Origin of the sequence: Sorangium sp. So ce131 (assembly GCF_051519095.1) — a bacterium.
In the GTDB taxonomy this organism is placed as follows: Bacteria; Myxococcota_A; Polyangia; order Polyangiales; family Polyangiaceae; genus Sorangium.
In genome coordinates this window covers 897,696-923,143 of sequence record NZ_CP150455.1, presented here as the reverse complement: position 1 = coordinate 923,143, position 25,448 = coordinate 897,696, and the positions used below count along the sequence as shown (strand labels likewise).

Genomic DNA, 25,448 nt, shown 5'->3' with positions numbered 1-25,448 from the left:
TTTCAGCGGGCTCAGCGGCCCGCGCCGGAGGGGCGGCGAGGGTCGGAAGACGCAGGAGTTTCGGGGGGTTGCACCTCGGCGGCCGGCGCGCGCTGGAGCTGCTCCAGGAGGAGCGGCATCGCGCCGAACCCGACCTCGACGAGGCGCTCGTCGAGCCTGGCCATGCCGCAGCGGAACTCGTAGGCCCTGAGGTGCGCCTCGTTGTGAAAATACCTGAGGTTCACGCCGGGGCCGACGGCGGCGTCTATCTCCATGGCGACGATGCGGAATCCCGCCTTCAGCTTGGCGATGATCACCGCGTTGTTGCTCGGGGCGTGCTCGCTGACCACGTAGTCGAAGCCGAGATCGCGCGTATACGCGAGGATCCGCCGCACGATCTCCGTGTAGAGGCCGCGCCGGCGGTAGGCGGGGTGGATGACCGAGTGCCACATCCGGTAGGTCTCCGCGTCCTTCTGGTGGCCCGCGAACATGGCCGCGATCGCGTCGCCGTCGCGCGCGATCCAGAAGTCGGCGAGGCGGTGGGCCCCCTCCGACGCCGCGAGGCGGGCGCGGGCGCGTCTCCCCTCCTCGCCGGACAGCGCCGGGAGGTTGAAATAGAACTCGGGCGGGAAATGGCGGCGCAGCTCGGCCTCGTGCAGCGCCCAGTAGGCCTCCTCGCCGGCGAGCCGCTCGAGCGGGTAGAGGCCCGCGAGCGGCTCGCCGAAGTGCTTCTGTCGAATCGGAACAACCCAGTCCCACGCGGCGCTCATGTGACGAGACGTACCATGGGGCGCCGCGCTGCCCCAACATTGGGGCAGCCTTCAGACCTCGGCCGCCGAGACGCCGTGCCGCTGGAGGAGCTCGCGCAGGTGGCTCCGGTCCATGCGCGCCGCGCGGGCCGCGCGCGAGAGATTGCCGCCGTTCGCGCGCACGAGCGCGGTGAGGTACGCCCGCTCCCAGCGCGCCACGGCGCGCTCCTTCGCCTCGCGGAACGAGAGGGAGAGCTCGTCGTCCCGGAGCGCGTCGAGCGCCGGGGAGCTGCCCTCCAGCGGCTCCGGGCCGCCCATCACGGCCTCCCGGAAGAGCGCCGGATCGATCATCAGCACCGCGCGCTCGACCGCGCCGCGCAGCTCGCGGACGTTGCCGGGCCAGTCCTGGCGCATGAAGGCCTCGAGCAGCTCGCCGGGCGGGCTCTGGTCCGGCCCCTGCGCGAACTGCCGGTAGAAGTGCGCGGTGAGCAGCGCGATGTCGTCGGGGCGCTCGCGCAGCGCCGGGACGCGGAGGCGGACGATGTTCAGCCGGTAATAGAGGTCCGACCGGAAGTTGCCGCGGTTCACCTCCTGGCGGAGATCGCGGTTGGTCGTGGCGATGACCCGGATGTCGAGCTTGGTCGGCTCGACCGTGCCGATGCGCCGGATCTGCCGCTCCTCGAGCACGCGCAGGAGCTTCGGCTGCATGTCGAGCGGGAGCTCGCCCATCTCGTCGAGCAGCACCGTGCCGCCCCGCGCCGCCTCGAAGGCGCCGGCCCGCGCGGCCTGCGCGCCCGTGAACGCCCCCTTCGCGTGCCCGAAGAGCTCGGCCTCGATCAGGGTCGGCGGGATCGAGCCGCAGTCGATCACCACGAACGGCCCGCCCGCGCGCGGGCTGCTCTCGTGGATCGCCTCGGCGAGCAGGCCCTTGCCCGTGCCCGTCTCGCCCTCGATCAGCACCGTCGAGTCCGACGCGGCGATCCGCGGCAGCGCCGCGAAGATGCGGCGCATGGCGGTGCTCTGCCCGAGCACGCGGCCGTGCCGGTCCTCGTCGACGAGCGGCTCGCGGATCTCCTCGGCAAGCGGCTCGAAGCGGAGCGTGGACTGCCCGACGCCCAGCGTGGCGCCCGGCTGGAGGTAGGCCGCCTCGACGCGGAAGCCGGCCAGGGTCGTGCCGTTCTTGCTGCCCAGATCGCGGAGCTGGAAGCCCTTCGGGGTCACGGCGATCACGCAGTGGTGCCGCGACACGGCCCGGTCGCTCAGGATGAGCTGGTTGCCGGGCGCGGTGCCGATCACGAACTCGGTCGCGTCGGACACCTGGGCGGCCCCCGCGTCGGGGCCGGCCGTCACCTGCACCCGGAAGCGGCTGAACGCGATCTCCCTGGATCGCACCTTGAGGAGCGCCGTCTCGGTGCTCGGGTGAACCTTCGGCTCGGAGCCCATCGTCGCCATCGTCGCGAGCGTACCACGGCGCCGGCGCGCACGGCCGCGTGCGCCCGGCGATCTTCCCCCGGGGGCGACGCCGCCCTACAGGGTGCGGGGATGAGCCAGGCCAGCCCGAGCGCGCCGCGCGGCGCGGACGTGGACGTGCTCGTGATCGGCGCCGGCTTCGGCGGGCTCGGGGCGGCGCTCTCGCTCGCGGAGCGCGGGGCGAGGGTGGTGCTGTGCGAGGCGCTCCGGTACCCCGGCGGCTGCGCGAGCACCTTCGAGCGCGGCGGCTACCGCTTCGAGTCCGGGGCGACGCTGTTCTCCGGGCTCGCCCCGGACCAGCTGTTCGGCCGGTGGATCGCGCGTTACGGGCTGGACGTCGCGGTCGACTGGATCGACCCGCTCGTCGAGCTCCGGACGCCCTCGCTCCGCCTGCCGATCGGGCGCGACCGCGGGGCGCTGGTCGACAGGTTGTGCGGCCTGCCGGGCGCCCCGGAGCGCGGCCTGCGCGGCTTCTTCGCCTACCAGGAGCGCGCCGCCGACACGCTCTGGGCCCTGTTCGACGACCCGGCCCTCCTCCCGCCGCTCGGCGCCGTCGCGCTGCTCCGCCACGCGGCGAGCACGCCGCGGTACGCCGCGCTCCTGCCGGCGCTGGGCCGCCCGCTCGAGAGCGTGCTCGCGCGGTTCGGCGTGGCGGGGTTCGCGCCGCTGCGGCAGTACCTCGACGGGCTCTGCCAGATCACGGTGCAGTGCGGGGTCGCCGAGGCCGAGGCGCCCTTCGCGATGGCGACGATGGACTACTACTTCCGCGGCACGGGCCACGTGCGCGGCGGCATCGGCGCGCTCGCGTGGGCGCTCGTCCGGGCGGTCGAGCGGCTCGGCGGCGAGGTGCGGATGGCGAGCCGCGTCCGCTCGCTCTCGCCGGCCCCGGGCGGCTACCGCGCCGCGACGCGGTCGGGCGAGATCCGCGCGCGCCACGTGGTGGCGAACCTGCTCCCGCAGGACCTGCGGGCGCTGATCGGCGCGGCCCCGGGCGCGCTGCCGCGGCTCGACCGGCTCGCCGCGGACGTCGAGGGCGGCTGGGGCGCGGCGATGCTCTACCTCGTGGCGCGCGCGCCCGAGGGCGCCTCGCCCGCGGCGCACCACCTGGAGCTCGTGCAGGATCCGGGCGCGCCGTTCATCGAGGGCAACCACCTGTTCGTGTCCGCGAGCGGCGCCGCCGACGAGGGCCGCGCGCCGCCGGGGCACCGCACGTTGACCGTCTCGACGCACGTCCCGCTCGCGAAGCACCGGGCGCTCTCGCCCGGGCAGCAGGGCGATTACATCGCCGGGATCCAGGCGCGGATGCGCGAGGGCCTCGCGGCGCTCGCGCCCGAGTGGAGCGAGAGCGTGGTGCACGCGCTGACCGCCTCGCCCCGGACGTTCGAGCGGTTCACCGGGCGCGCGGGCGGCGCGGTGGGCGGCGTGCCGCGGCGCGCGGGGCTCGGGCATTACCTGTCGGCGTGGCCGCGCCCGGTGCAGGAGGGGCTCTGGATGGTGGGTGACTCGGTCTTCCCCGGGCAGAGCACGCTGGCCGCGGCGATGGGCGGCGTGCGCGCGGCGGAGAGCGTCGCGCGGCGGCTCGGGCTCGCGCGCGGCGGGGGCTGAGCGGCGCTCGGGCCTGCGACAGGGGACAGGGAGACTGCCGAAGCCTCGTGGCCCGGCGAGCGGCAGGTGATACTACGCCATCAATGATCACGCGTCTCGAGGTCGACGGGTTCAAGTCTCTCCGTGAATTCGCGGTGGACTTCGAGCCGTTCACGGTGCTCGTCGGCCCGAACAGCGCGGGCAAGTCGAACATCCTGGACGCGCTGGCGCTCCTCTCCCGCCTCGCGGCACGCCCGCTCGAGGAGGCGTTCAAGCAGGGACGCGGTCGCAGCATCGATCAGTTCACACGATCGAAGGGTGAGGCCGGGCGGGCGATTCGCTTCGCGGTCGAGGTGCTCCTCCCTGGCGTGGTGGAGAGCGGGGAGACGGCCGCGCGCTCGCACCGCTACCGCTACGAGCTCGTCATTGAGCGCCGGGCGCGCCCGACCGGGGCGGAACACCTCGTCGTGCGCGACGAACGCCTGCGCCTCCTCGAACGCGACGAGGAGCGCCAGCCGGATCCGGGCGCGGAGCTCGCGAACACCGAGCAGGCAACGCATGGTGGTCAGGACCTCTTCGCGCAGCGCTTCGAGGCCACCTTCGGGAGACGTGTCGCCGTCCGCGCCGCGCCAGAAGACGTTCAGTATCAAGCTGTTCACACGCACACGGCCCTCGCCTCCCTTCATCAACGGCTCGGGGATGTCCTTCAACCCCTGGCGCAGGGAGAGAGCGTCGAGGAGCCCCTGGGCGAGCAGCCACGACGCGGCGCAGGGGTGGTCCATCGGAGAGCGATCGCGGATCGGCGCCTGTCAGGACCGGACCCATGGAGAGAAAGGATCTCGGCCGTCGCGGACGAGCTGTCCTCTTTCCGTCTCCTCCAGCTCGACATCGGACGGCTGCGCGAGCCGAGCGAGCGCATCGGCGCCGGTTCACTCGCGCCGGACGCTTCCAACCTGGCAACAGTCCTCGCGGATCTACCGCCCCCCATCCTTGGTGAGATCCGCGCCGAGCTGGTCGCGCTCGTGCCCGGCGTCTCCTCGTTCCATGTCGAGCCCGAAGGCGACTCGTTCCTTATCGACTTCGAGCTGTCTGGGGGAGAACGTCTGCCAGCGCGCCTCGTATCGGACGGGACGCTGCGGCTCCTCGCCATCCTCACGGTCCTCCGCGGCCAGCCGAGCTCCGCTGTCATCGGCATTGAGGAGCCCGAGAACGGTGTCTACCCCGGGCGTCTGCGCAGGCTGCTCACGTTCCTGCGGGAAACAGCGCTGGAGCAGCGAGACAGCCCACCGGTGGAGCATGACGCCTCGGCTCCGATCGATGCAGCGCCCATCGAGCAGCCGCGATGGGCCTGGCCACCGCAGATCCTGCTCACCTCCCACTCGCCGGTCGTCCTCGCCGCGCTGCGTTCCGCGCCGCAGCATATTCGGTTCATCGATACCGTGCGACGTGACGGGCAGCTCGTCAGCCGAGCTCGGAGGGTCGCAGTCACCCCAGGGCCCGACCGGGGCAGGCTCACCGTGTCCTTGCGCGAGATCAATGCCCTGCTCGACGCCGCAGGCACCGAGGCCGCCGAGTGATCTACATCCGTGCAGGCGTCTTCGCCGAGGGACGCACCGACGATGACTTCCTCTGCCAGCTCCTCGATCGCTTGCTGGATGTCCTCGCGGCAGATCTGTTTCCAGGGAATTACATGGTAGCCGAGAGCGAGGACATCGATGCGCCGCGCGGCACCTCGGGGGGACGCGCCGAGAAGATCGCCGCGGCGATCCACGAGCGGTGGGAGGAGTGCACGTTGTTCGTGATCCATGCAGACGGCGCCGGTGATCCGGCGGAGGTGCGGAGGCGCCAGGTGGATCCCGGGATTGTCGCGGCCCGCGAGCTCCGAAAGGACAGGAAAATCGCCGCGGCCGCGTGCATCCCGGTACGGGAGATCGAGGCCTGGATGCTCGCGGACCGGGAAGTCTTCCGCGCGCTGGGCGTCGCGGACGCCCAGCTTCCACGGGATCCTGAGCGCGAGCTCGATCCCAAGCTCACGCTGCGCCGACTTCTGGCGGAAGCCCGGCTTCGCATCCCGCCGGAAAACCTCTACCACTTCTTCGGCGGGAGGGTCCGCCTCGAGGCGCTCGGCGTGCTGCCAGCCTTCTGCGCCTTCCGCGACGAGCTCACCCTTGCGCTGCGCGATTTGGCCGCGAGCCCTTGAGCTCGAGCGCGCCGCTCCGCCCGGTCCGTCCGCTCCACCGCGCGGCGCAGGCCGTCACCTGGAAGCGCCGAGCAGCGCCGTGTCTCGCGCCTCGGCGCCGGGCCCCAGCGGCTGGCCGTAGGAGAACTCGACGTAGTTGCCGTCCGGATCCTTGAGCGCGCAGAAGTAGCCGACCGGATAGGGCAGGTCGGTGGGCGGCCAGGCGAGGTGCGCCCCGCCGCGGCGCGCGATCTCGTCCACGGCGCCGCGGCTCTCGAGCGCGAAGCCGAAGTGGCTCATGTCCTCGGGCGCCTGCGGCGCGCGCCGGCCGCCCTCGATCACCACGAGGACGAACGTCCGCTCCTTCCCCTCCTCGGCAAGCCAGGCGACCCGCGTGCCGGCGTCGACGCGCTCGTGGACCACTTTGAGCGCGCAGAACTCGCGGTAAAAGGCGATCGTTGCGTCGATGTTGCCCACGTGGAGCGCGACATGAGTCATCCTGGGGTTCATTCGTAAACTCTCCTTATTTTTATTCTTCTCCGCTGGAATGGCCGCGAGCGGCGGACGAGCCGACGGGCTGGGCGCTGCCGCGAGCGCACGTCCAGGCCGCCCGCGGGAGGAGCCGCCGTCCTACGCAGGATCGAGCTGCTTGCCAGCCGCGTACCTGCGCGCAGACGACCGGATCTTCTCGAGCTGCGCGGCGTTGAACGAGACGGGCGCGCCGGTGCGCACGTAGCTCATCACGTTGTCCGCGGTGCCGCTGTGGCCGAGCCCGAAGTAGTGACCGAGCTCGTGCGCGAGCACGCTGGGCGCCGCGTGCGCCGCGAGGATCACGAACCGGCGGTCGGGTGTCGCCCGGTGGCGCCAGTGCACGCCCATCCGGAATCGCCCGGGGTCGTCGACGTCCCGCAGCGACGCGACGACCATCACGTTGATCCGGCGCGCCTCGAGCGCGTCGGCGAGCGCATCCCGGTCCGCGCGCGTCTCGAGCTTCGCGAAGCGCGAGGGGAGCGCGCGCGAGCCGACCTTGCGCAGCGCGACGCCGGCCGGCGCGAACAGCCGGACCGCCTCGGCGATCTGCGCGTCCACCCAGGCGTCGTCGCGCACCGGCGCGCCCGCCTCGCCCTCCGCGACGGCGATCGACAGCGGGAACGCCGCCGGGACGGGCGCGGGGCCGGCGGCGCGCGCCGGGCCTGAAGAGAACGCGCTGGCGGAGAGCGCGCCGGCAGCGGCGAAGAAGGCGCGTCGGGAGAGCATGGATTTCCGCATACCACGCTCAGACGCGCGGGAAGGCGCCGGCGTGACAACCCCGGCGCGACAGCCGTGGACCGACGGCGCGCGAGGCGCGGCGCGACGCGCGGACCGCGCAGGAGACGCCGCCCGCCGCGCCCGCTGGCTCCTCTTGTCGCTGCTGCACGCGGCGGCTATGACGATCACCCGCATGATGCGAGGCGCGCGCAGCGACATCACGGAGGCCGTCGGCCACACGCCGATCGTGAGGCTGAACCGGGTCGCGGACGGGCTCGCCAGCGACATCTACGTCAAGTGCGAGTACCTGAACCCGGGCGGCAGCCACAAAGATCGGGTCGCGCTGAACATGATCCGCGACGCCGAGGCGAGCGGGCTCAGGCCCGGCGGGACGATCGTCGAGGCGACCAGCGGCAACACCGGCGCCGCCCTCGCGATGGTCGCCGCCATCCGCGGGTACAAGTGCGTCTTCGTCATGCCGGACAAGATGTCGCAGGAGAAGATCGCGACGCTGCGCGCCTACGGCGCCCGCGTCGTCGTCTGCCCGACGGCCGTCGAGCCCGACGATCCGCGCAGCTATTACCAGGTCGCGAAGCGCATCGCCGGCGAGACGCCGAACTGCTTCTACGCGAACCAGTACCACAACCCCTCGAACCCAGCCGCCCACGCCGCGTCCACGGGGCCCGAGATCTGGGAGCAGTGCGGGGACGAGCTCGACGTCTTCGTCGCCGGCATGGGCACGGGGGGCACCCTCAGCGGGACGGGCAAGTTCCTCAAGGAGAAGAAGCCCGAGATCAAGATGGTCGGCGTCGATCCGGTCGGCTCGCTCTATTACGACTACGTGAAGACCCAGCGGGTCACGAAGCCCTTCGCCTACAAGGTCGAGGGGATCGGCGAGGACTTCTTCCCGAGCACGATGAACCTGAAGATCATCGACGAGATCATCCGCGTCGACGACAAGGAGTGCTTCCTCATGGCGCGGGACCTCGTGCGGCTCGAGGGCCTCTTCGTGGGCGGCTCCGCGGGCGCGGCCGTCGCCGGCGCGATCAAGTACGCGCGCCAGAGCGGGAAGATGGAGAACATCCTCGTCCTCCTGCCCGACGGCGCCTCCAAGTACATCTCGAAGATCTTCAACGACGACTGGATGCGAGAGAACGGCTTCCTCGAGGAGGACCGGGGGCTCGGGACGGTGCGCGACCTGCTCGCCGGCAAGCCCAGCGAGGTGGTCACCGCCGACGTGAACGCCCGCGTCCGCGAGGTCATCGACAGGATGAAGCTGCACGGGATAAGCCAGCTCCCGGTCACCGAGCGCGGCAAGTTGCTCGGGATGGTCCACGAGATCGACCTGCTCCGGCACCTCGTGGAGGGGAGCGGCACCCTCGACTCGAGCATCCGCGGGCTCGTCGAGAGCGACTACGCGACCGTGACCCCGGAGACGAAGGTCGAGCTCCTGAAAGGCGTGCTGAGCGACGCGAAGATCGCGCTCGTCCTCGAGGGGGAGGCGGTGCTCGGCGTCGTCTCCAAGATCGACCTCATCGATTACCTCGCCCGCAAGGCGACGCCGGCGGTCGGCTGATCGCGCGAAGCAGAAAGGGATGTTCGCGGTGACTCCAGATCTCGAGACGGTGCGGCGCGCGCTGCACGATCACATCGTGACCGAGATCCTGCTCCGGAAGGCGCCGCTCGCCCTGGACGAGGATCTCCTGGCCGGCGGGTCCGGGTTCGACTCCATGTCGCTGACGCGGGTGCTCGTGTTCGTCGAGGAGCGGTTCGGCGTGAAGATCCCGGACGAGGAGGTGGACCTCGACGAGGTGTCGACCGTCGACCGGATGGCGCGCTTCGTCGCCGGTCGCATCGCGGCGGCCCAGGGCTAGCGGCGCCGCATGGCCGCCCCCTACCGGCTGCGCCTCGAGGATCTGGCCGCGCGCGGGGAGGCCGTCGCCCTCGCGTCGGCCTGCCCGCGCGCGCAGGTGACGTACGCCGAGCTTTCGGCGCGCGCGGCGGCCGTGCGCGCGGCGCTCGCGGGGGCGGGCGTGCTCCCGGGGGACCGGGTGGCGCTGCTCTCGACGGGCCGCGCGCACGATGAGCCGGTGGCGCTCGCCGGGGTGCTCGCGGCCGGCGCCGTGGCGGTCCCGCTCGACGCGGCGGCGCCGCCGGCGCGGCTCGGCCGGATCACACGCGCCCGGGGCTGCCGGGCGATCGTGCTCGACGGCGCGGCCGCCGGCCTCGCGGACGGCCTCGACGCAGAGCTCGGCGCCGGTCTGCCGCGGGTGGAGCTCGACGCCGAGGGGCGGGTGCGGCGCGAGGGGGCGCCCTCCGCCACGGGCAGCGCGGGCAACGCGGACGGCGCGGGCGACGCGGGCGACGCGGGCGTGAGCGCCGAGCAGCAGGAGGTCGCGTGCATCCTGCACACCTCGGGCAGCACGGGCGAGCCGAAGCCGATCCCGATCACCTGGGCCGGCCTCGACGTGTTCACGGCCTTCTGCATCGATCTGCTCGGCCTCTCGCCGGGGGACCGGGTCCTGCGCGTGGCCGAGCTCGTCTTCGATCTCGCCTGGTTCGACCACCTCGCGACGTTCCGCGCCGGCGCGACGCTCGCGACCATGGCGCGGCGCGACCTCGCCTCGGGCCGCGCGCTCCGCGGCGCGATCGCCGCGCTCGCGCCGACGATCATCTACGGCGTCCCCTCGATGTTCATGAAGCTCGTCGCGGCGCTCCCCGCGGCCGGCGCCGCCGGCGCGGAACATCAGCAGCCCCCCGCCTCGCTCAGCCCGCCGGTGCGCGCCCTCCTCTTCGCCGGCGAGGTGTTCCCGTCGCGCGAGCTCGCGGCGCTGGCGGCGCGCGCCCCCGGCGCGGCGCTCTACAACCTGTACGGCCCGACCGAGACGAACGTCTGCACCTTCCATCGCGTCGACCCCGCCGCGCTCGATGGGGTGAGCGAGATCCCGATCGGCGCCGCGTGCCCCTACGCCACGTGCGTGCTGGTCGCGCTCGACGGGCCGGACGAGGAAGCCGGGACCGGCCGCGTCATCGAGGGGCCCGGCACGGGCGAGCTCGTGGTCTCGGGGCCGACGACCGTGGGCGGCGGCCCGTACCGGACGCGCGACCGGGTGGAGCGCAAGGCCGACGGGCTCTTCTACTTCCGCGGCCGCATCGACCGGATGGTGAAGATCCGCGGCTACCGGGTCGAGCCGGGCGAGGTCGAGGCGGCGCTCGCGTCGCACCCCGCCGTGCGCCAGGCCGCGGTCGTCGCTGTGGAGGACCCGCGCCTCGGCAAGACGCTCCGCGCCTTCGTCGCGCTCTCCGGCGACGCCCGCGACGACGGCGGCGCGGACGACCGCGCGTTCAGGATGTACCTCGCGGAGCGGCTGCCGCCCTACATGGTCCCCGAGAAGGTCGTCGCGGTGGACGATCTGCCGCGGACACCGACAGGGAAGATCAACTACCGCGCGCTGCTCGGATGAGCGGAGGCCACGAGCGGTGTTCGATCCGCGCGGCGTCAGCCGATGGGCTTCACCATGAACCACTCGTGGTACACGTGCGCGATATAGAACCGCTCGCCCGGAACGCGGTCGCACACGGCGAGGAAGCCTGCTGAAAAGAACTCGAGCTTCGGGTCGTCGACGTAAGTCGTGTCCTTCAGAAAGACGGTCAGGCTCTTGCCGTCATCTCCGACGATGGTGCGCAGGATCGTGATGTTGGGGTGGTGCGACCGGCCGATCGGCAAGAGCACGTCATGGCCCGCGATCTGCAGGAACTCCGCCGGGTCGGGCTTGTAATCGTCCTCGACGTCCGGAGACACGGGCTCCGGGAGCCACGAGGGCCGCTCGTTCGGATCCCGGAGGTGCCATTCCCAGGAGTCCGGGCCCTCGTGCTTCTCGATGATGCGGTCGTACCGGAAGGTCTTGAGCCTCTCGATCGTGTCGGGGGGCAGGTCCGCGACGCGAAGCGGCGGAGCGGCAGGGCTTGCCATGCGAGGGACCGTCGCATCGCGAGGCGTCGGCGGTCCTCCGCCTTCGCGCTCGCGTGCGCCGCCTCTGCGCCCCCTCGCGCGCGTCAGTGCAGCTTCATCTTCGCGCTCGCGTTGGCCGACGCCGACGCCTTGAAGCTCGGCTTGGGGATCGAGATCTGGGGCGCCTTGATCTGCACGTTCACGCTCGGCGGCCGCACGTGGACGCTCGGCGCCTTCACGTGGACGTTGGCCTTGGCGTTGGCCCTGGCGCCCGCGCCGGCGTGGACGTGGACCTTCGGGTCGAAGTCGGCCTTCGCCTTCAGGTCGGCGTGCGCGCGGGCGTGGGCGTGCCAGTCGGTCTTCACGCGCACCTTCAGGCGCGGGGCTTGCGCGTGGACGGCGAACGCCGCGCCGGGCCGGTAGCCGCAGAGGACGACCGCGGCGCGGGCGGCGGTCCGCACCGCGATCGTGAGCTTCACCGGGTCGGCGGCGAGCGCGAGCTTGCCGGTCAGGTAGGCGCGCGCGTTCGCGTCCGCGTCCGCGTCCACGTCCACGTCCACCGCCGGGGCGAGGACGACCACCTGCGGCGCCTCGGCGACCACGCCCAGCGTGATCTTGCGGTCGCCGATGGCGACGGGCTTGAGATCGACGTCGAGCACGTAGACGCGGACCTCCCCGGTCACCTCGTCGACCAGGAGCTCCAGGCGGTCGTCGCCGACGATCTCGATGCGCCCGCCGTGCGGGCCGAGCTTGCCCTCGGGCAGCCCGAGCTCGGCCGACGCCTTGGCGTTCGCGTAGAGCTCCGCGGTGCCGCCCGGGGGGACGTGCAGCGTGCCGCTCAGCGGCTTGCCGGCGACGCTGAGCGTGTAGCCGACCGGGGTGAGGTCGGCCTCGAGCTTCGGGCCAACGGCGACGAGGAGCCCGGTCTTCGGGTCGAGCGTCAGCGGGATCGTCTTGTCCCCGGACGCATCCTTCCACAGGAGGGTCCCCTCGACGTTCTCGCGGATCGGCTTGCCGTCCGGCCCCCTCACCTCCGCCTTGACGTTCCCGTCGGCGGCGATGTTGAAGGCGACCTTGCCGGCCTCGTGCTCCTCGACGTAGGCGCCCTCGCCGATCGCCGACTCGGCGGTGGCGGTCACCTCGGCCGTCGCGTTCGCCTCGGCCTGCGGCTGCTCGTCCTTGCCGCAAGCCGTGGCCGCGGCGGCGATCAGCAACAGGGCGAACACTCCGGAAACATTGGTGATCTTCATGAAATCCTCCTCGGTGCCAGCGAACCCTCGGCGGGGAGCCGCGGCTTCGCGCAGGCCGGGCGCCGAGGGCTGAACCTCGGACGCGCCGGCGCCGGAATCCATCATACGCCGAGGAGACCCCGGAGACCGCGGCGGAGCGCCGAGAGGAGTGGATGGAGGGAAATTTAGGGGGGCAGAGGTGAGACAAGAGAGCTTCGGTTGAACCTCTTTTTCTCCCTCACTGGAGCCGGGGCGGGATCGCGGAGCGCGGGACTACTGTCCCTGGCCTCCGCCCTCGTCCTTGGGGATGAGCTGCGGGCACTTCCGCATCACCTCGGCGCACTCCGGGACGGTCGCCTCCAGCGCGCTCATCTCGGAATCGCACGTGAGCGCCCTTACAACCTCGGTCTGCGCGACGAGGCAGACCTCGTACTCGGTGACCGTCGCGGTGCAGCCGGCGCGCTGGTCGGTCGGGGGCATGCAGCTCGAGTCCGCGGCCTGGCCCTGGGTCGACGCGTCGGGCGCGGAGAGGCACTCTTCCTTCAGGGTCGCGCAAGGCTTCTCGAGCGCAGGAGCCGCGATGAGCCCCCAGTACTCGCAGGCATCTTCTTTGGAGAGCTTCACCCTCGCCTCGAGCGAGCCGCAGGTGGACCGGACGTCATCGGCCGTCAGGTCCTTGAGCTGCTTGCTGCTCATGGCGGTGTCCGTCGGAGCGGCATCCGGTTCCTCGCCGCCGCCGCAGGCGGCGAGAGACAGCACGGTCATGAACGCCCCGAGATGAGCTGTTCGGTTCATTCGTTTTTCTCCCTTCCGAAGCGCGGCCAAGAGCGCGGCCGCGGGGCACCCGGGAGCAAGCCATGTACCGCGAGCTCAGCTGTGCACGATAGGACCGCACGGCGCCGGCGCGCGGCGGCGAATCAGGACAACGACATGCGAGATGTCGAGTCCAGCGAGCGAGGAAATGACAACATGGGAGTCCGAGGGTGGATGTGCTGAGCCCCGGCAGCGATGTGGGGAAACCGCACTTGGTCTGCCACCTGAATCCGGGTGTCGCGCGGATCCTCGACGAGGGAGCCAGGGCGGGCTCCCCTGGCGCGCGACGGATCGGCTCGAGGGCGCCCGCGCCGGGCGCGCGGCCCTCTGCGCGCTCGGCTGCGTGGTCCACGTGACTGTCGGGCCGTCCGTTCCTCGGTGCCCCGGGCGCCGTCGCCCTCTGCAGGCCCCCGGCCAGCACACGCGACGGGCATGCCCGGCTGGCACACGCAATGCCGGGCGGTGCGGCGGCGACGCCGGTGCGGCGGCGACGCCGGTGCGGCGGCGACGCCGGTGCGGCGGCGACGCCGGTGCGGCGGCGACGCCGGTGCGGCGGCGACGCCGGTGCGGCGGCGACGCCCGCTTGCGTCTCGCGCGGACACGGGCGCAGCGCACGGAGTCTCACGCCTCGGGTGATGTCTCCGTACATTGCCGCGATCACCGCGGCGCGCTGAGAGCCGCTGAATCATCCGGCGCGCAGGGCGTCTAGCGCCGGGAGACGGGCCGCGCGAGCGGCCGGCTCGCGCCGCGCTTCACGCCCGGGGCAGCGCGCGACACCCATGCTCGAGCGCGCGGCGCTCGAGCGCCGCGCGCCGTCCGGGCGCCCGGGGCGATGTGAGCCGAAGGGCTGCTCACATGACACCCGCCGCGCCGTGGACGGGAAACAACGGAATCCCCTCTGCCCTGGACACGTGGAGAGCCATCGCGACGGATCATGAGATCACATGAGCCTGGAAACGAGCTCGCAGCTATCCATTGGACAACGTACGTCACCTGGGTATATGCCGACGAGCATTGACGGCGCGTTCCCAACGAGCGTGCAAATACGCAAGGAATTCACGCATTATCTCCGGCGTCCGTGCCCTGGACGACGAATTTCCGCGTCGACTCGGAGACGTTGAAGCCTCATAAAGGAAGGCGAGCGGGCTTCTCCTTGCACCTTGTGGAGGAGCGGGAGGATTCGCCGCGCAGGGGGGCGGGGATCCGCGTCGTCACAGGTGATCCAAACCATCATGGGGGGCCACGTCCATAGTCGCTGATGGCCGCGCGCGAGCCCGGGGCGACACAGGCAGCAGGCACAACCAACGGCGGCACTCTACCTCGTGAAACCTATAGAACCTCACCCCTCCTTGCTGCCTCGCTCACCCGCTCCGGCGCCGGTGTCGGAGCGGGCTGCTTACCCGCCCATCTCGGCGGTCGTCGGCTCATCGCACTACCGCGCACTCTCCGACGACGCCCTGAAGGACGAGGACAACGCCGCCTGGGTCCTCGTGCTTCCGCCCGACGTGAAGCAGGCCTGGATCGACCGCATCCGCTGGATCCGCATCGTCGATCGCCTCGCCGAGAACGAGCGCATCGAGCCGCACGAGCGGCGCTTCAGCCGGTTCATGGAGGACTGGCGGCGCCTCCGCGCGCGCGGGGTCATCGATCCGAGCTGCCCGTTCGCGGGCGAGCTCGCGGCGATCCGCGCGCTCTGGATGCAGGGCGGGAGCGGCCCGGACCGCAGCGCCGGCCAGGACGAGATGGCGAGGCGCGCGCTCGCCGCCTGGGACGCCTACCTGCACGCGCTCGCCGACTACCACGCCCCGAGCCTCCTCGTTCGCACGATGAAGGACCACGACACCATGCTGATGCGGCTGTCCGGCCATATCTTCCAGCTGGTTCCGTTCTTGACGAAGGAGCACTGGGACGCAGCGGGGGAGTTCGGGCGGCTCGATCAGTTCTTCAACAACCTGAGGGACATGCAGGAGGACGCCGATCGGGGCATCTGCTACCTGCCCGAGGAGGAGCTCGCGCGCCACGGCGTCACGCGCGCTCAGGTGATCTCCGGCCGCTGCGTCGACACGCTCGGTTACCGTGCCCTCATGAGCTCCTGGCTCGACGAGGTCATGCCGGCGCTGTATGCGCGGGCAGCACCGTTCATCGAGGCCCAGGATCTCCACCCCTCGCTCCAGATGATGAAAACATGGAGCCTGCGCCGTTACGCCCGCATCACCCGGGTATTCCGCGCGCTCGGCTTCGATTACCGGCGGTTCCCGGCGCGGTACTGGGCCGAGGTGCGGCGCGACCTCGCCGAGCGGCGGCAGCTCCTCCGCGCTCAACCGGTGTAGCGCCTCACCGTCGAGAGGAGCGCGTCCGGGTCGAACGGCTTGCCCAGCCACGCGTCGGCGCCGACCTCGGCCGCCCGCCGGTGCGCGTCGGCCGCGGCCGTGAGCACCACGATGGGCGCCTGCCGCCCGTGCCGGACCTCCAGCTCGCGGGCGAACTCCGGGCCGTTCATCACCGGCATCTTCATGTCGAGCAAGATGAGGTCCGGGATGTCGTGCTCCAGCTTCGCGAGCGCCTCGCGGCCGTTGCACGCGATCTTGACGCGGTAGCCGCCCTCCTGGAGCACGAGGGAGACGAGCGCCACGAGGTCCGCGTCGTCCTCCACGAGGAGCACCGTCTTTGCGTGTCTATCCGTCATAGTCGACCCGGGGAGCCTCGCTGCTGAGTGGAACGGTGAAATAAAAGGTGCTTCCCTCGTCCTCCTCGCTCTCGAACCAGATCCGCCCGCCGTGGCGGGTTATCATGTCCTTCGCGAGGAACAGCCCGATCCCCATCCCGCCGTAGTCGTGTCGGGTGTCCGTGTGGGCGCGGAAGAAGCGCTCGAAGATCCGCTCCTGCTTGTGGGCGGGGATGCCGACGCCCTGATCGCGCACCGACACGACCACCTCGCGGCGCGGCGGCGCCTCGCGGCGCTGGGAGAAGAGCGCGGCGTCGCAGCGCGGCGGCGAGGACGCCGGCGCGCGCTCGGCGACCGCGACGTGGACGTCAACGTCGCCGCCCTCCGGCGAGTACTTCACCGCGTTGTCGATCAGGCTCGCGAGCACCTGCCGCAGCCGCTCGGGATCGGCCCGCACGACCGGCGGCCTCCCCGCCTCGAACGACAGCCGCACGCGGTGGCGGCTCGCCGACTTCGCGGCGCGCTCGACCGCCTCTTCCACGAGCGCCTTCAGATCGACGTCCTCCTCGGAGACCTTGAGCACGTCGAGCGACACCTGCGAGATGGCGAGGAGGTCGTCGACGATGCGGTTGATCCGGTCGGCGCCGCGGTCGATGGCCTCCAGCATCTTGCGGCGGGGCGCCGGCAGATCGCTCGTGTTGCGCAGGAGCGCCAGCGCGTACCCCTTCATGATGGCGACCGGCGTCTTCAGCTCGTGCGCGCCGACCCGGATGAACTGATCCTTGACGAGATCGAGCTCCATGAGCTCCGTCACGTCGCGCGCGACCGTGACCGCGCCGAGGATCGCCCCGCTCTCGCTGCGGATCGGCGCCGCGCTGGTGCGCAGGAAGACGTCGCGGCCCGCGCGGCCGTTCGCGAGCACCTGCTCCTCCTGCGCGATGGTCTCGCCGGCGAGGGCCCGCACCATCGGCAGCTCCTCGCGCGTGAAGGGGCGGCCGTCGCCGCGGCGCATGCGGTCGAGGTCCATCACCTCCTCGACCATCCGGCCGGCCTGCTCCGAGCGGTCCCCGAGGCCGAGCAGCCGGAGCCCCGAGGCGTTGATCATCGTCAGCCGGCCCTCGCGGTCGCACGCGAACACCCCCTCGACGAGGTTGTCGAGCACGGCGCCGAGCTGCGCCGCGCGCTGCGCCGCGTCCGAGAGCAGGCGCTCGCGCTCGGCCAGGTAGCTGCGCCTGCGCCGCGACGACTCCTCCAGCCGCTCGACCATCGCGTTGACCCCGCCCGCGAGGGCGCCGATCTCGTCCTTGAAGTAGACCGGGATCCGCTCGAGCCGGTCGACCTCGCCGCGCTGGACGATCTTCTGGATGACGGCCGTGACCTGCTGGAATGGGCCCGCGAGCGCGCCCGCGAGGAAGCCGGCGCAGACCGGCGCCCACGTGACCGCGACCACCGAGAAGATCGCCAGCGTGAGGTTCAGGCCGGGCTTCGCCGGCCCCGCCGTCTCGCCGAGCACCATCGCCGCCATCCAGCTCGTCGGCGCGATGGCGAGGCACACGCCGAGGATGACGAGGCGCACGGCGAGCGAGTAGCCCTTGCCGGGCACGGCGAGGCCGCGCTCGCGGGCGATCAGCGAGATGGCGCCGGCGGCGGGCGAGAGCAGGCGGCCGAGGATGCTGTACGCGAGCGGCAAGGCCGCCGCGAAGAGCGCGATCGAGAAGAGGACCAGCGCGATCGCGCGCTGCACCCCGAGCGGGCCGTGGCCCGGCGCGATCACGTAGAACGCCGCGGTGATGGGCAGATAAAGGAGCGCCCAGGAGACGGCCCACACCGTCGCGAACGCAAGCGGCGTGTCGTAGGCGGCGTCCGCGGCGGCGAGGATGAGCGACTCCGGGGGCGCCGCGCCGCCGCTGCACGGCTCGTCGGCGCCCGACCCGCCGCGGAAGGCGCGGCCCACGGCGTACCGCCGCAGGCGCTCGATCGGGCGCAGCATGTAGACGAGCAGCGCGATGAGGCCCGCCGTCTTGACGAGGTACGCGAGCCCGATCAACCCGAGCATGCGCGCCTGGACGGCCGAATCCGAGACGCCGAGGAGCCGGAGGTGTGCGACCGGGACAAGCAAGCTATAGGGCAGCTCGATGCCGAACGCATAGGCCACGACGCGTGGCGTGAAGGACGGAGTCCCTGCCCTTCGTGTCCTCCCGGAACTCCACATCCTGAACCACGCGGCTCGGCTGATCGCCACGTCCATCACCCCCCCTGTTGAAGCACGGGTTCGGGGTCCGCGCCTGCGGTGCCCGCCGCTCCAGGTCGATGAGTCAGGTCGCTGGTCGGCTTTGCTATGGAACCGTTAACGAGGTTGTCGACCCTTTTGCGCCATAACGCATGACGATTCGCGCGGCGCACTCACGTGTTCCGTCCTGGCCTGGGAGACGGTCGGTATTTCCTGATCAGCTCAGGCGCCGCCTTATGGCGCCCCGGGCGATGAGGAACAGGATGGTCAGCAGGTGGCGCGCGCGCAGCCCGCTCGCCTCGCCGCGGTAGACGGGGCGTACGCTCACCTCGCGGACGCGGAGCCGGCGCGCGGCGAGGGCGGCAAGCAGGTCGTTCGGGTAGCCGTAGCGGGGCCAGAGCGCGCCGAGGTCGAGCGCGTCGAGCGCGCGCGCCGAGATCGCGGTGTAGCCGCACTGGCTGTCGGAGAGGGCGTCGAGCCCTGCCGCGCGGCGGGTGAGCGCGGCGAGGGCGGCCGTCGCGGCGAGCCGCGCGAGGGGCATGACGCGCCACACGTCGGGGTGCCGCAGGCGGTCGCCTTTCACGTAGTCGGCCTCGCCCGACACGACGGGCCCGACGACGCGCGGGAGGTCGCGCGGGTCCATCTGCCCGTCTCCGGCCATGACGGCGACGGCGAGGGCGCCCAGGGCGCGGGCGCGCCTGTAGCCGGCGACGATCGCGGCGCCCACGCCGCGGGCCTCGGCGTGCAGGAGCACCTCGAGCCGCTCGTCGCCGGCCGGGAGCGCCGCGCGCGCGAGCTCGGCCGTGCCGTCGCGGCTCCCGTCGTCGACGACGAGGATGTGGTCGACGAAGGTGGGGACCGACCTCACCGTCTCGGCGATCCACCGCGCCTCGTCCCGCGCGGGGATGACCACTGCGACGCGCGCGCCGTGGAGCACGCGGGTTCGTAGCGGAAGGCGCGGCGCTCGGCAATGCGCGCCGCGGCGGCGCCCGCGGCCAGCGAGGCGCCCGCGGCCGGCGCGGCGCCCGCGGCGCGAGCGCCGGCGCGCCGCCGTGCTAGAGGGGCGGCCCTCTCCACGCCGCCCTTCCGCCATGCGACGCCGCACCGCCATCGCCCTGGGGATCACCGCCGCAGCCTGCGTGCTCACGGGCTTCAACGTCATCCGTTCTCCCAAGGACACGACCCCGGAGGGGGTCTATCTGCGCATCGCGAACGCGCTCGGCCGCGGCGACGTGCGGCTCGTGTTCGTGCACCTCGACGACCAGGCGCGGCGCGCCTGCCACGCGATCCGCGATCACCGCCAGAAGGCGAGCGACCGGATCCAGGCGAGTTATCCGGAGCCGGAGCGCTCCAAGCTGCTCGCCCTGTACAAGGCGCACGCCGAGGCGCCGGACGGCGCGGACGTCTGGGTCGACATGGCGACGCGGATGGGCTGGATCGCCCGCCTGCGGAGGGATCTCTCCGGCGTCGCCAGCGTCGTCGGCGTGGGAGCTGCCGGCGAGGAGGCTGCCGTCGAGACCACCCGGGGGGCGCGTTACACGTTCCGCCGGCGCGACGACGGCACCTGGGGCCTCTCGATGTTCACCGCGGAGCTCATCGCCGAGGCGGAGCGGGCCGCCCGCGACTGGGACGTCGTGGAGCGCGCGGCGCTCGACTACGATCGCGCGCGCTGAGGCGCGGCGCTCGCCGACCTGCCGCCTGCGGGCGGACGAGGGGAGTTACCGGCCGGCCTTCTGCCGGAGCTCGGCGTAGGACGCGCCCGGCGTGTTCGTCTCGACGGGCAGCCCGGCCGGCCCCCACCCTCGCTCGGTCAGCGCGCCGAACGCGTCGCGCGGCCCCTCGAAGCCCGCGCGTTGCTCGACGACCCCGGTGTAGCCGTCCGCCACCATGGCCTCGGCCGCGCGCATGGACCGCTGTCCGGAGCGGCAGCCCAGGATGATCTTCGCGTCCCTCGGGTAGAGGGCGCGGACCACGTCGAGGAAGTCCGGGTTCTGCTTCATGCCGCCGGCGGCGGCGTGCAGGAGCGGCACGTTGTGCGCGCCGCGCGGGTGCCCGGCCGCGTACTCGGGCTCGCTCCGGACATCGAGGTAAACGTACCCCTCTTCGTCCATGAGCTTCTTCGCTTGCTCGGGGGAGATGCGCTGGATGTCCGCCATGAGCGCAGTCTAATCCCGGCGGGCGCCGCGGTCAGAACGTATGGATGAAGAGGCCGCTGCGGAGCTTCGGCTCGAACCAAGTGCTCTTCGGCGGCATGAGCAGCCCCGCGTCGCTGACCGCGAACAGCTCGCCGATCTGCGTCGGGTAGAGGTGGACTGCCATGGTGAAGGCGCCCGAGTCGACGCGCTGCTCGAGCTCGGCGATGCCGCGGATGCCGCCGACGAAGTCGACGTGTTTGTCCCGCCGGGGGTCGCGGACGCCGAAGATCGGGCCGAGGATCTGGTCCTGGCAGATGGAGCAGTCGAGCGAGGCCACCGGGTCGTTCGCGTCGAACGAGCCCGGGCGGACCCGGGCGACGTACCAGCGGCCGCCGAGGTAGAGCCCGAAGGATCGCGGGCCGGTCGGGGCCGCGTCCGCGCCGCTCCGGGCCGGCGCGACGTCGAGCCGCTCGCCGAGGGCGCCGAGCAGCGCCTCGGCGCCGCGCCCGGCGAGGTCTCGCACGACGCGGTTGTACGGCATGATGTTCATCTGGTCGTGCGGGAAGACCACGGCCAGGAACACGTCGTGCTCGCCGCCGTCGCCGCGGAGCTTCCTGTGGACGCGCGCCGCCGCGGCGCTGCGGTGGTGGCCGTCGGCGACGTAGAGCGTCGGGATCGCGTGGAACCGCTCCTCGAGGTCGGCGGTCGCCTCGCGGCCGAGGACCCAGAGCTTGTGCTCGACGCCGTCGGCGGTCGTGAAGTCGTAGATGGGCGGCGACTGCATGGCCTGCGCGACGGCGCGGTCGATGTCCGCGTCGGCGCGGTACGTGAGGAACACGGGCTCGTCGTGGGCGCCGAGCTCCTCGATGTGGCGGGTGCGATCGTCCTCCTTGTCGGGCCGCGTCTTCTCGTGCTTCTTGATGGTGTCCTGCTCGTACTCCGCGACGGAGGCGCAGCCGACGACGCCGATCTGCCGGTGATCGCCCATCTTCTGGGCGTAGAGGTAGAGGTGCGGCTCCGGGTCCTGGGCGAGGTCGCCGCTCGCGATGAGGGCCGCGAGGTTCTCCGCGCCGCGCGCGTAGACCGCGTCGTCGTGCTCGTCCGTCCCTTCGGGCAGGTCGATCTCGGGGCGGGAGACGTGGAGGAAGCTGTGCAGCCCTCCGGCGGCGAGGGCGCGCGCCTCGGCGGTGGAGATGACGTCGTACGGCGGGCTGGCGACGCGGGCGGCGTGCGCCTGGGGAGGGCGGTAAGCGCGGAAGGGTCGTACGGTGGCCACGTCGAGCGCCTACCCCAGCGGCCCGGGGGCGTCGAGACGGCGACGGCGGCCGCGGGGCGGGCAGGCGCGCGGCGCCCCGGTCACGGCGGCGCTGATGGCGCCGGGCGGCGCGTGCTAGGAGGGACACGCCCGCCCGGGGGCAGCTCGCACCTCTCCCGGCGCCGCGCACAGAGGCCCCGTGTCCAGCTCAGGCGACTCCTACCGCCCGTCCCGTTACTCGACCCTCCCGCCCAGCTCGGCGGACGACGACCTCGCCCTGCCGGGCGAGGCGCCCTCGTTCACCACGTCGCGATCGCGCCGCGTGATCGCCGTGGGCGGCGGCCGCGGGGGCGTCGGGAAGGCGACGCTCGCGGTCAACCTGGGCGTCTACTTCGCGCAGCTCGGGCGCGACGTGATCATCGTCGACACCGACGCCTACAGCCCGGGGCTGCACGCCGCGCTGGGCATCGAGACGCCGCCGCTCGTCACGCGCGAGGACATCGAGGAGGGCAAGGCCGAGCCGATCGCGACCACCGTGCCCGGGCTCCGCCTCGTCCCGACCGCCTACGACCCGACGACGGCCACGCCCGTCCGGCCGAGCCGCGCCGCGTACTGGATGAAGATGATCCAGGAGCTCGACGTCGACTACGTGATCGTGAGCCTCGGCGCGGCGACCGGCTCCTCGACGCTCGACCTGTTCCTGCACGCCGACGTGGGCATCTGCGTGACCACGCCCGAGCCGCTCGCCGTCGAGCACTCCTACCGCTTCTGCCGCGCGCTCTACCAGCGCACCCTGCGCCGGGCGCTCATGAAGGAGCGCTTCAAGGTGCGCCTCCTGGAGAAGGTGGGCGCGTCGCTCCCGCCGCTCGCGACGCCGCGCGACCTCATCATGGAGGTGAAGCGGTTCGACGAAGGGGTCGCGTCGCTCGCGGCCGCGCAGCTGCCGCGGGTGAAGCCGCACCTCGTGGTGAGCCAGACGCGGCACCGCTCGGATCTGGAGCTCGGCCCGGCGATGAGCGCGGTCTCGGAGCGCTTCCTCGGCATGTCCCTCGACTACCTCGGGCACATCGAGCACGACGACGCGGTGTGGCTGACCGCGCGGCGGCGCCAGCCGCTGCTCATCGACAGCCCGACCTCGAAGAGCGCGCGCAACCTGGAGCGCGTTGCCCGGCGCATCCTCGCGCTGCTCGCCGCGCGCGACTCGCGCCCCGCCGACGCGCACGCGCGCGCCCTCGCGGCCGCCTCGAAGGGCGCGGCGCCCGCCACGCTGTACGAGGTGCTCGGCGTCGCGCGGACGGCCGCCGACGACGAGATCCGGCGCGCCTACAAGCGCCAGCGCGACATCTACCGGGAGGGCAGCCTGCCGGTCGTGAGCGTGCTGAGCCCCGCCGTGCTCCAGAAGGAGCAGGCGCGCATCGAGGAGGCGCACGACACCCTGCTCGATCCGGTGCGCCGGCGCGCGTACGACCTCTCGACCTACCCGGACGATCCGCGCATGCCGCTCGGCCCTGCGCGCCCCGAGAACGCCGCCGCCGCGGCCGAGCTCGCGATGCTCCAGGCCGAGCTCGCGCGCGAGATCAACGCCGAGACGCAGTTCAGCGGCGCGTTGCTCCGCAAGGTGCGCGAGTCGCAAGGGGTCGAGCTCACCGACATCTCGCAGCGGACGAAGATCTCGCTGGCGCACCTCCAGGCGATCGAGGGCGAGTCGATGGGCGACCTGCCGGCGCCGGTCTACGTGCAGGGATTCATTCAGGAAATTGCCAAGTACCTGCGGCTCGATCCGGCCCAGGTCGCGAAGACCTACATGCGGCGGCTGCGCGAGCTGTCGGCCGGCACGCGCGCGAAGCAGCATGGCTGAGGCGGCGCGGGCCGGCGGCGGCGCGCGCGGCGTACACGACGCGCGCGACGCGCGCGGGTCGGGCGGGTCGGGCGGCGATCTCGGGTTCTCGGCGCTCGCGTTCGTGCTCGCGCTCGCGCCGCGGCTCTACGTGGCGATCGCGTGGGCGCGCGAGCCGGTCTGGGACGGCCACTACTACGATTTCGGCGCGCGGCGGATCGCCGCCGGCCTCGGCTACTCGGACGATCTCATCGTCGGAGGCCAGCCGGTCTGGCACCCGTGGTGCCACTACCCGGTCGGTTACAGCGGTTTTCTGGGCCTCGTCTACAAGCTGTTCGGCGCGGGGCCTCACGTGGCGACGATCGCGAACGCGGTGGCCGGCGCGCTGCTCGTCGTCGTGGTCCACCGGCTCGCCCGGCGCGCGACCACGCCGGCGCGCGCCCGCGTCGCGGCGTTGCTCGCGGCGCTCTCGCCGGGCCTCATCGTCTACGCGGCGCTGCTCATGACCGAGCCGCTGGCCGCGCTCGGCCTGGTGACGGCGCCGTGGCTGCTCGCGCGCGACGCCGCGCGCGGGCGCCTGGTCCGCGGCGCGGTCCTCGCCGGCGTGGCGCTCGGCCTGACGGCGCTGGTGCGGCCGCAGAGCCTGCTCTGCGCGCCGGCGCTCGCGCTGCTGGCCTGGCGAGGACCGGCCGGCGGGGCAACCAGAGGGGCGGCCGGCGGATGGCGCGCCGCGTGGCGGCGCGGCGCGCTGGCCGTCGCGCTGTCGTCCGCGACGGCGCTCGCCGTCGTGGCGCCGTGGACGATCCGGAACTGCCGGGTGATGGACGGCTGCGCGCTCATCTCGACGAACGGCGGCTGGAACCTCGCCATCGGCGCCTTCCCGCGGGCCACGGGCCGCTTCGAGACGCTGCGCGCGGGCGACGGGTGTCCGATCGCGCGCGGGCAGGTGGCCCAGGACCGCTGCTGGATGGCCGCAGGGTTAAGATGGATTCAGCAGGATCCAGCCCGCTGGCTGGCCCTGATTCCGAAGAAGCTGAGCTTCACGTTCGATCACGAGTCGTTCCCGATCGGGTATCTCGGCGAGGCGAACCCGGCGGCCTGGCCCGAGGAGCGGCGCGCCGCGGGCCGGCGTGTGCTCACGACGTCGCACCTCGGGCTGCTCTCGGCCGCCGCGCTCGGGGTGGTGGCGCTGCCGCGGGTCCGGCCGCGGCGGGCGCTCGTCGCGCAGGCCGCGGCGATCGCGGCGGTGCTCGGGCTCATCGCCTGGGGATTGCTCGGCGACGAGCACACGTTCTGGCCGCTTGCGGTGGCGATCCCGCTGCTCGCCGCGCTGCCGCTGCCGGGCCGGCCCGCGACCGGGGGTGTCGTCGGTTATCTCGCGTTCGCGGTCGCCACGGTGGTCCTGACACACGCCGTGTTCTTCGGAGAGGACCGCTATCACATGGTCGTGACGCCAGCGCTGTGCATCCTCGCGGCGTGCGCATTGCGTCGTGGCGAAACGGCGCGCCCAGGCGGACATGCATAGATTTACGGACTGCGCCGCGCGTTCGTTCTGAAATGGTCTCGGTGCGCGCAGCCGATCGAGATCGGCGTGCCCGGCTTCGTGCTGCGTCCACCCGTGCTCCGTCGCGACAGCATTCCGGTCGTGACGGACCCAGCCGATGCAGCCCGTCGACCCGAGCTGGGGGTACTCTCTGCGATGGCCCACGGCGAGACCGAGCAAGGCGCGACGATCGCCGGCGCGGTGTTGCCCGCGATCCAGGGGCTCGATGACGAACGCGCCCGGTTCTACTACGATCTCCTGTACAATTCCCTGAACGAGGCGGCACGCCGGGCGCTGGAGGCCATGATGAAGGGCTACGAGTACCAGAGCGACTTCGCCAAGAAATACGTCGCGCAGGGGCGTGACGAGGGGCGCGTCGAGGAAGCCGCCCGCGCCCTGTTGACCGTGCTCCGGGCTCGCGGCATCGCGGTGCCGGACGCGGCGCGTGAGCGCATCCTCGCCCAGAAGGATCCGGAGCGCCTCGAGCGGTGGCTCGAGAAGGCCGCCACCGCGGCGGCCCTCACAGAGGTGCTCGACCAGCCCAGCTGAGGACGAACGGCTACCGGCTGGCCAACAGCCC

General features: G+C 72.4%; 23 protein-coding genes. 11 read left to right on the top strand and 12 right to left on the bottom strand.

From position 1 onward, the window contains the following. Positions 1-11: 11 nt before the first annotated feature. Both WMF43_RS03445 and WMF43_RS03440 read right to left on the bottom strand, forming a co-directional pair. Positions 12-749: a GNAT family N-acetyltransferase gene (locus WMF43_RS03445; protein WP_437677494.1), complete on the bottom strand. Its 738-nt coding sequence runs from the start codon at positions 747-749 to the stop codon at positions 12-14. Between the two features lie 51 nt (positions 750-800). Further along, the gene (locus WMF43_RS03440; RefSeq protein WP_437677493.1) at positions 801-2,171 is read right to left on the bottom strand and encodes a sigma 54-interacting transcriptional regulator; all 1,371 of its coding nucleotides are present in this window, start codon (positions 2,169-2,171) and stop codon (positions 801-803) included. A gap of 99 nt (positions 2,172-2,270) precedes the next feature. On the opposite strand from WMF43_RS03440, the gene WMF43_RS03435 reads away from it, so the two are divergent. The 3 genes from WMF43_RS03435 to WMF43_RS03425 all read left to right on the top strand — a co-directional run bounded on the left by WMF43_RS03435 (position 2,271) and on the right by WMF43_RS03425 (position 5,982). Further along, positions 2,271-3,803 carry a phytoene desaturase family protein gene (locus WMF43_RS03435; protein WP_437677492.1) on the top strand — a complete coding sequence of 511 codons (1,533 nt, stop codon included), beginning with the start codon at positions 2,271-2,273 and terminating at the stop codon, positions 3,801-3,803. A gap of 83 nt (positions 3,804-3,886) precedes the next feature. Then, positions 3,887-5,359 (top strand): AAA family ATPase, encoded by a 1,473-nt coding sequence (locus WMF43_RS03430; protein WP_437677491.1) that lies wholly within the window; start codon positions 3,887-3,889, stop codon positions 5,357-5,359. Continuing rightward, positions 5,356-5,982 carry a hypothetical protein gene (locus tag WMF43_RS03425; protein WP_437677490.1) on the top strand — a complete coding sequence of 209 codons (627 nt, stop codon included), beginning with the start codon at positions 5,356-5,358 and terminating at the stop codon, positions 5,980-5,982. The genes WMF43_RS03430 and WMF43_RS03425 overlap by 4 nt, the downstream gene beginning before the upstream one ends. Before the next feature lie 54 nt (positions 5,983-6,036). Here WMF43_RS03425 and WMF43_RS03420 read toward each other — a convergent pair whose 3' ends face one another. Beyond that, positions 6,037-6,471: a VOC family protein gene (locus WMF43_RS03420; protein ID WP_437677489.1), complete on the bottom strand. Its 435-nt coding sequence runs from the start codon at positions 6,469-6,471 to the stop codon at positions 6,037-6,039. A 120-nt stretch (positions 6,472-6,591) separates the two neighbouring features. Further along, positions 6,592-7,218 (bottom strand): hypothetical protein, encoded by a 627-nt coding sequence (locus WMF43_RS03415; protein ID WP_437677488.1) that lies wholly within the window; start codon positions 7,216-7,218, stop codon positions 6,592-6,594. 184 nt (positions 7,219-7,402) lie between these two features. On the opposite strand from WMF43_RS03415, the gene WMF43_RS03410 reads away from it, so the two are divergent. The 3 genes from WMF43_RS03410 to WMF43_RS03400 are packed head-to-tail and all read left to right on the top strand — an operon-like array spanning position 7,403 to position 10,673. Continuing rightward, the gene (locus WMF43_RS03410; protein WP_437677487.1) at positions 7,403-8,785 is read left to right on the top strand and encodes a pyridoxal-phosphate dependent enzyme; all 1,383 of its coding nucleotides are present in this window, start codon (positions 7,403-7,405) and stop codon (positions 8,783-8,785) included. 19 nt (positions 8,786-8,804) lie between these two features. Continuing rightward, positions 8,805-9,083: an acyl carrier protein gene (locus WMF43_RS03405; protein WP_437677486.1), complete on the top strand. Its 279-nt coding sequence runs from the start codon at positions 8,805-8,807 to the stop codon at positions 9,081-9,083. A 9-nt stretch (positions 9,084-9,092) separates the two neighbouring features. Continuing rightward, positions 9,093-10,673 carry an AMP-binding protein gene (locus WMF43_RS03400; RefSeq protein ID WP_437677485.1) on the top strand — a complete coding sequence of 527 codons (1,581 nt, stop codon included), beginning with the start codon at positions 9,093-9,095 and terminating at the stop codon, positions 10,671-10,673. Positions 10,674-10,708: 35 nt separating this feature from the next. Here the strand turns inward: WMF43_RS03400 and WMF43_RS03395 are convergent, their stop codons facing one another. From WMF43_RS03395 to WMF43_RS03385, 3 genes are all read right to left on the bottom strand, one after another. After that, positions 10,709-11,182, bottom strand: a complete 474-nt coding sequence (locus WMF43_RS03395) for a hypothetical protein (RefSeq protein ID WP_437677484.1) — start codon at positions 11,180-11,182, stop codon at positions 10,709-10,711. An 83-nt stretch (positions 11,183-11,265) separates the two neighbouring features. Further along, complete coding sequence (locus tag WMF43_RS03390; RefSeq protein ID WP_437677483.1) at positions 11,266-12,411, bottom strand: hypothetical protein; 1,146 nt, start codon at positions 12,409-12,411, stop codon at positions 11,266-11,268. A gap of 252 nt (positions 12,412-12,663) precedes the next feature. Continuing rightward, a complete protein-coding gene (locus tag WMF43_RS03385; RefSeq protein ID WP_437677482.1) occupies positions 12,664-13,185 on the bottom strand; it encodes a hypothetical protein in 522 nt (173 codons plus the stop codon). A 1,367-nt stretch (positions 13,186-14,552) separates the two neighbouring features. Between WMF43_RS03385 and WMF43_RS03380 the strand changes: the two genes are divergently transcribed. Then, complete coding sequence (locus tag WMF43_RS03380; protein WP_437677481.1) at positions 14,553-15,533, top strand: squalene/phytoene synthase family protein; 981 nt, start codon at positions 14,553-14,555, stop codon at positions 15,531-15,533. Here WMF43_RS03380 and WMF43_RS03375 read toward each other — a convergent pair. The 3 genes from WMF43_RS03375 to WMF43_RS03365 form a co-directional block, all read right to left on the bottom strand. Beyond that, positions 15,521-15,889 (bottom strand): response regulator, encoded by a 369-nt coding sequence (locus tag WMF43_RS03375; protein ID WP_437677480.1) that lies wholly within the window; start codon positions 15,887-15,889, stop codon positions 15,521-15,523. The two genes, WMF43_RS03380 and WMF43_RS03375, sit on opposite strands and share 13 nt — an antisense overlap. Then, positions 15,879-18,023, bottom strand: coding sequence for a HAMP domain-containing sensor histidine kinase (locus WMF43_RS03370; protein ID WP_437677479.1), 2,145 nt, complete (start codon positions 18,021-18,023; stop codon positions 15,879-15,881). Before WMF43_RS03370 ends, WMF43_RS03375 begins: the two co-directional genes overlap by 11 nt. Positions 18,024-18,315: 292 nt before the next feature. Beyond that, the gene (locus WMF43_RS03365; RefSeq protein WP_437677478.1) at positions 18,316-19,035 is read right to left on the bottom strand and encodes a glycosyltransferase family 2 protein; all 720 of its coding nucleotides are present in this window, start codon (positions 19,033-19,035) and stop codon (positions 18,316-18,318) included. A 154-nt stretch (positions 19,036-19,189) separates the two neighbouring features. Here WMF43_RS03365 and WMF43_RS03360 point away from each other — a divergent pair, with 154 nt between their 5' ends. Then, positions 19,190-19,771: a hypothetical protein gene (locus tag WMF43_RS03360; protein ID WP_437677477.1), complete on the top strand. Its 582-nt coding sequence runs from the start codon at positions 19,190-19,192 to the stop codon at positions 19,769-19,771. 45 nt (positions 19,772-19,816) lie between these two features. Here the strand turns inward: WMF43_RS03360 and WMF43_RS03355 are convergent, their stop codons facing one another. Then, positions 19,817-20,254 carry a rhodanese-like domain-containing protein gene (locus WMF43_RS03355; RefSeq protein ID WP_437677476.1) on the bottom strand — a complete coding sequence of 146 codons (438 nt, stop codon included), beginning with the start codon at positions 20,252-20,254 and terminating at the stop codon, positions 19,817-19,819. A 31-nt stretch (positions 20,255-20,285) separates the two neighbouring features. Further along, the gene (locus WMF43_RS03350) at positions 20,286-21,509 is read right to left on the bottom strand and encodes a DUF1015 domain-containing protein (protein WP_437677475.1); all 1,224 of its coding nucleotides are present in this window, start codon (positions 21,507-21,509) and stop codon (positions 20,286-20,288) included. Between the two features lie 178 nt (positions 21,510-21,687). On the opposite strand from WMF43_RS03350, the gene WMF43_RS03345 reads away from it, so the two are divergent. The 3 genes from WMF43_RS03345 (at position 21,688) to WMF43_RS03335 (ending at position 25,417) form a co-directional block, all read left to right on the top strand. After that, complete coding sequence (locus WMF43_RS03345; protein WP_104977303.1) at positions 21,688-23,346, top strand: helix-turn-helix domain-containing protein; 1,659 nt, start codon at positions 21,688-21,690, stop codon at positions 23,344-23,346. After that, a complete protein-coding gene (locus WMF43_RS03340) occupies positions 23,339-24,850 on the top strand; it encodes a glycosyltransferase family 39 protein (RefSeq protein WP_437677474.1) in 1,512 nt (503 codons plus the stop codon). The genes WMF43_RS03345 and WMF43_RS03340 overlap by 8 nt, the downstream gene beginning before the upstream one ends. Positions 24,851-24,916: 66 nt before the next feature. Further along, on the top strand, positions 24,917-25,417 hold the full coding sequence (locus WMF43_RS03335) for a hypothetical protein (protein ID WP_437677473.1): 501 nt from the start codon (positions 24,917-24,919) through the stop codon (positions 25,415-25,417). Positions 25,418-25,448: the final 31 nt, after the last annotated feature.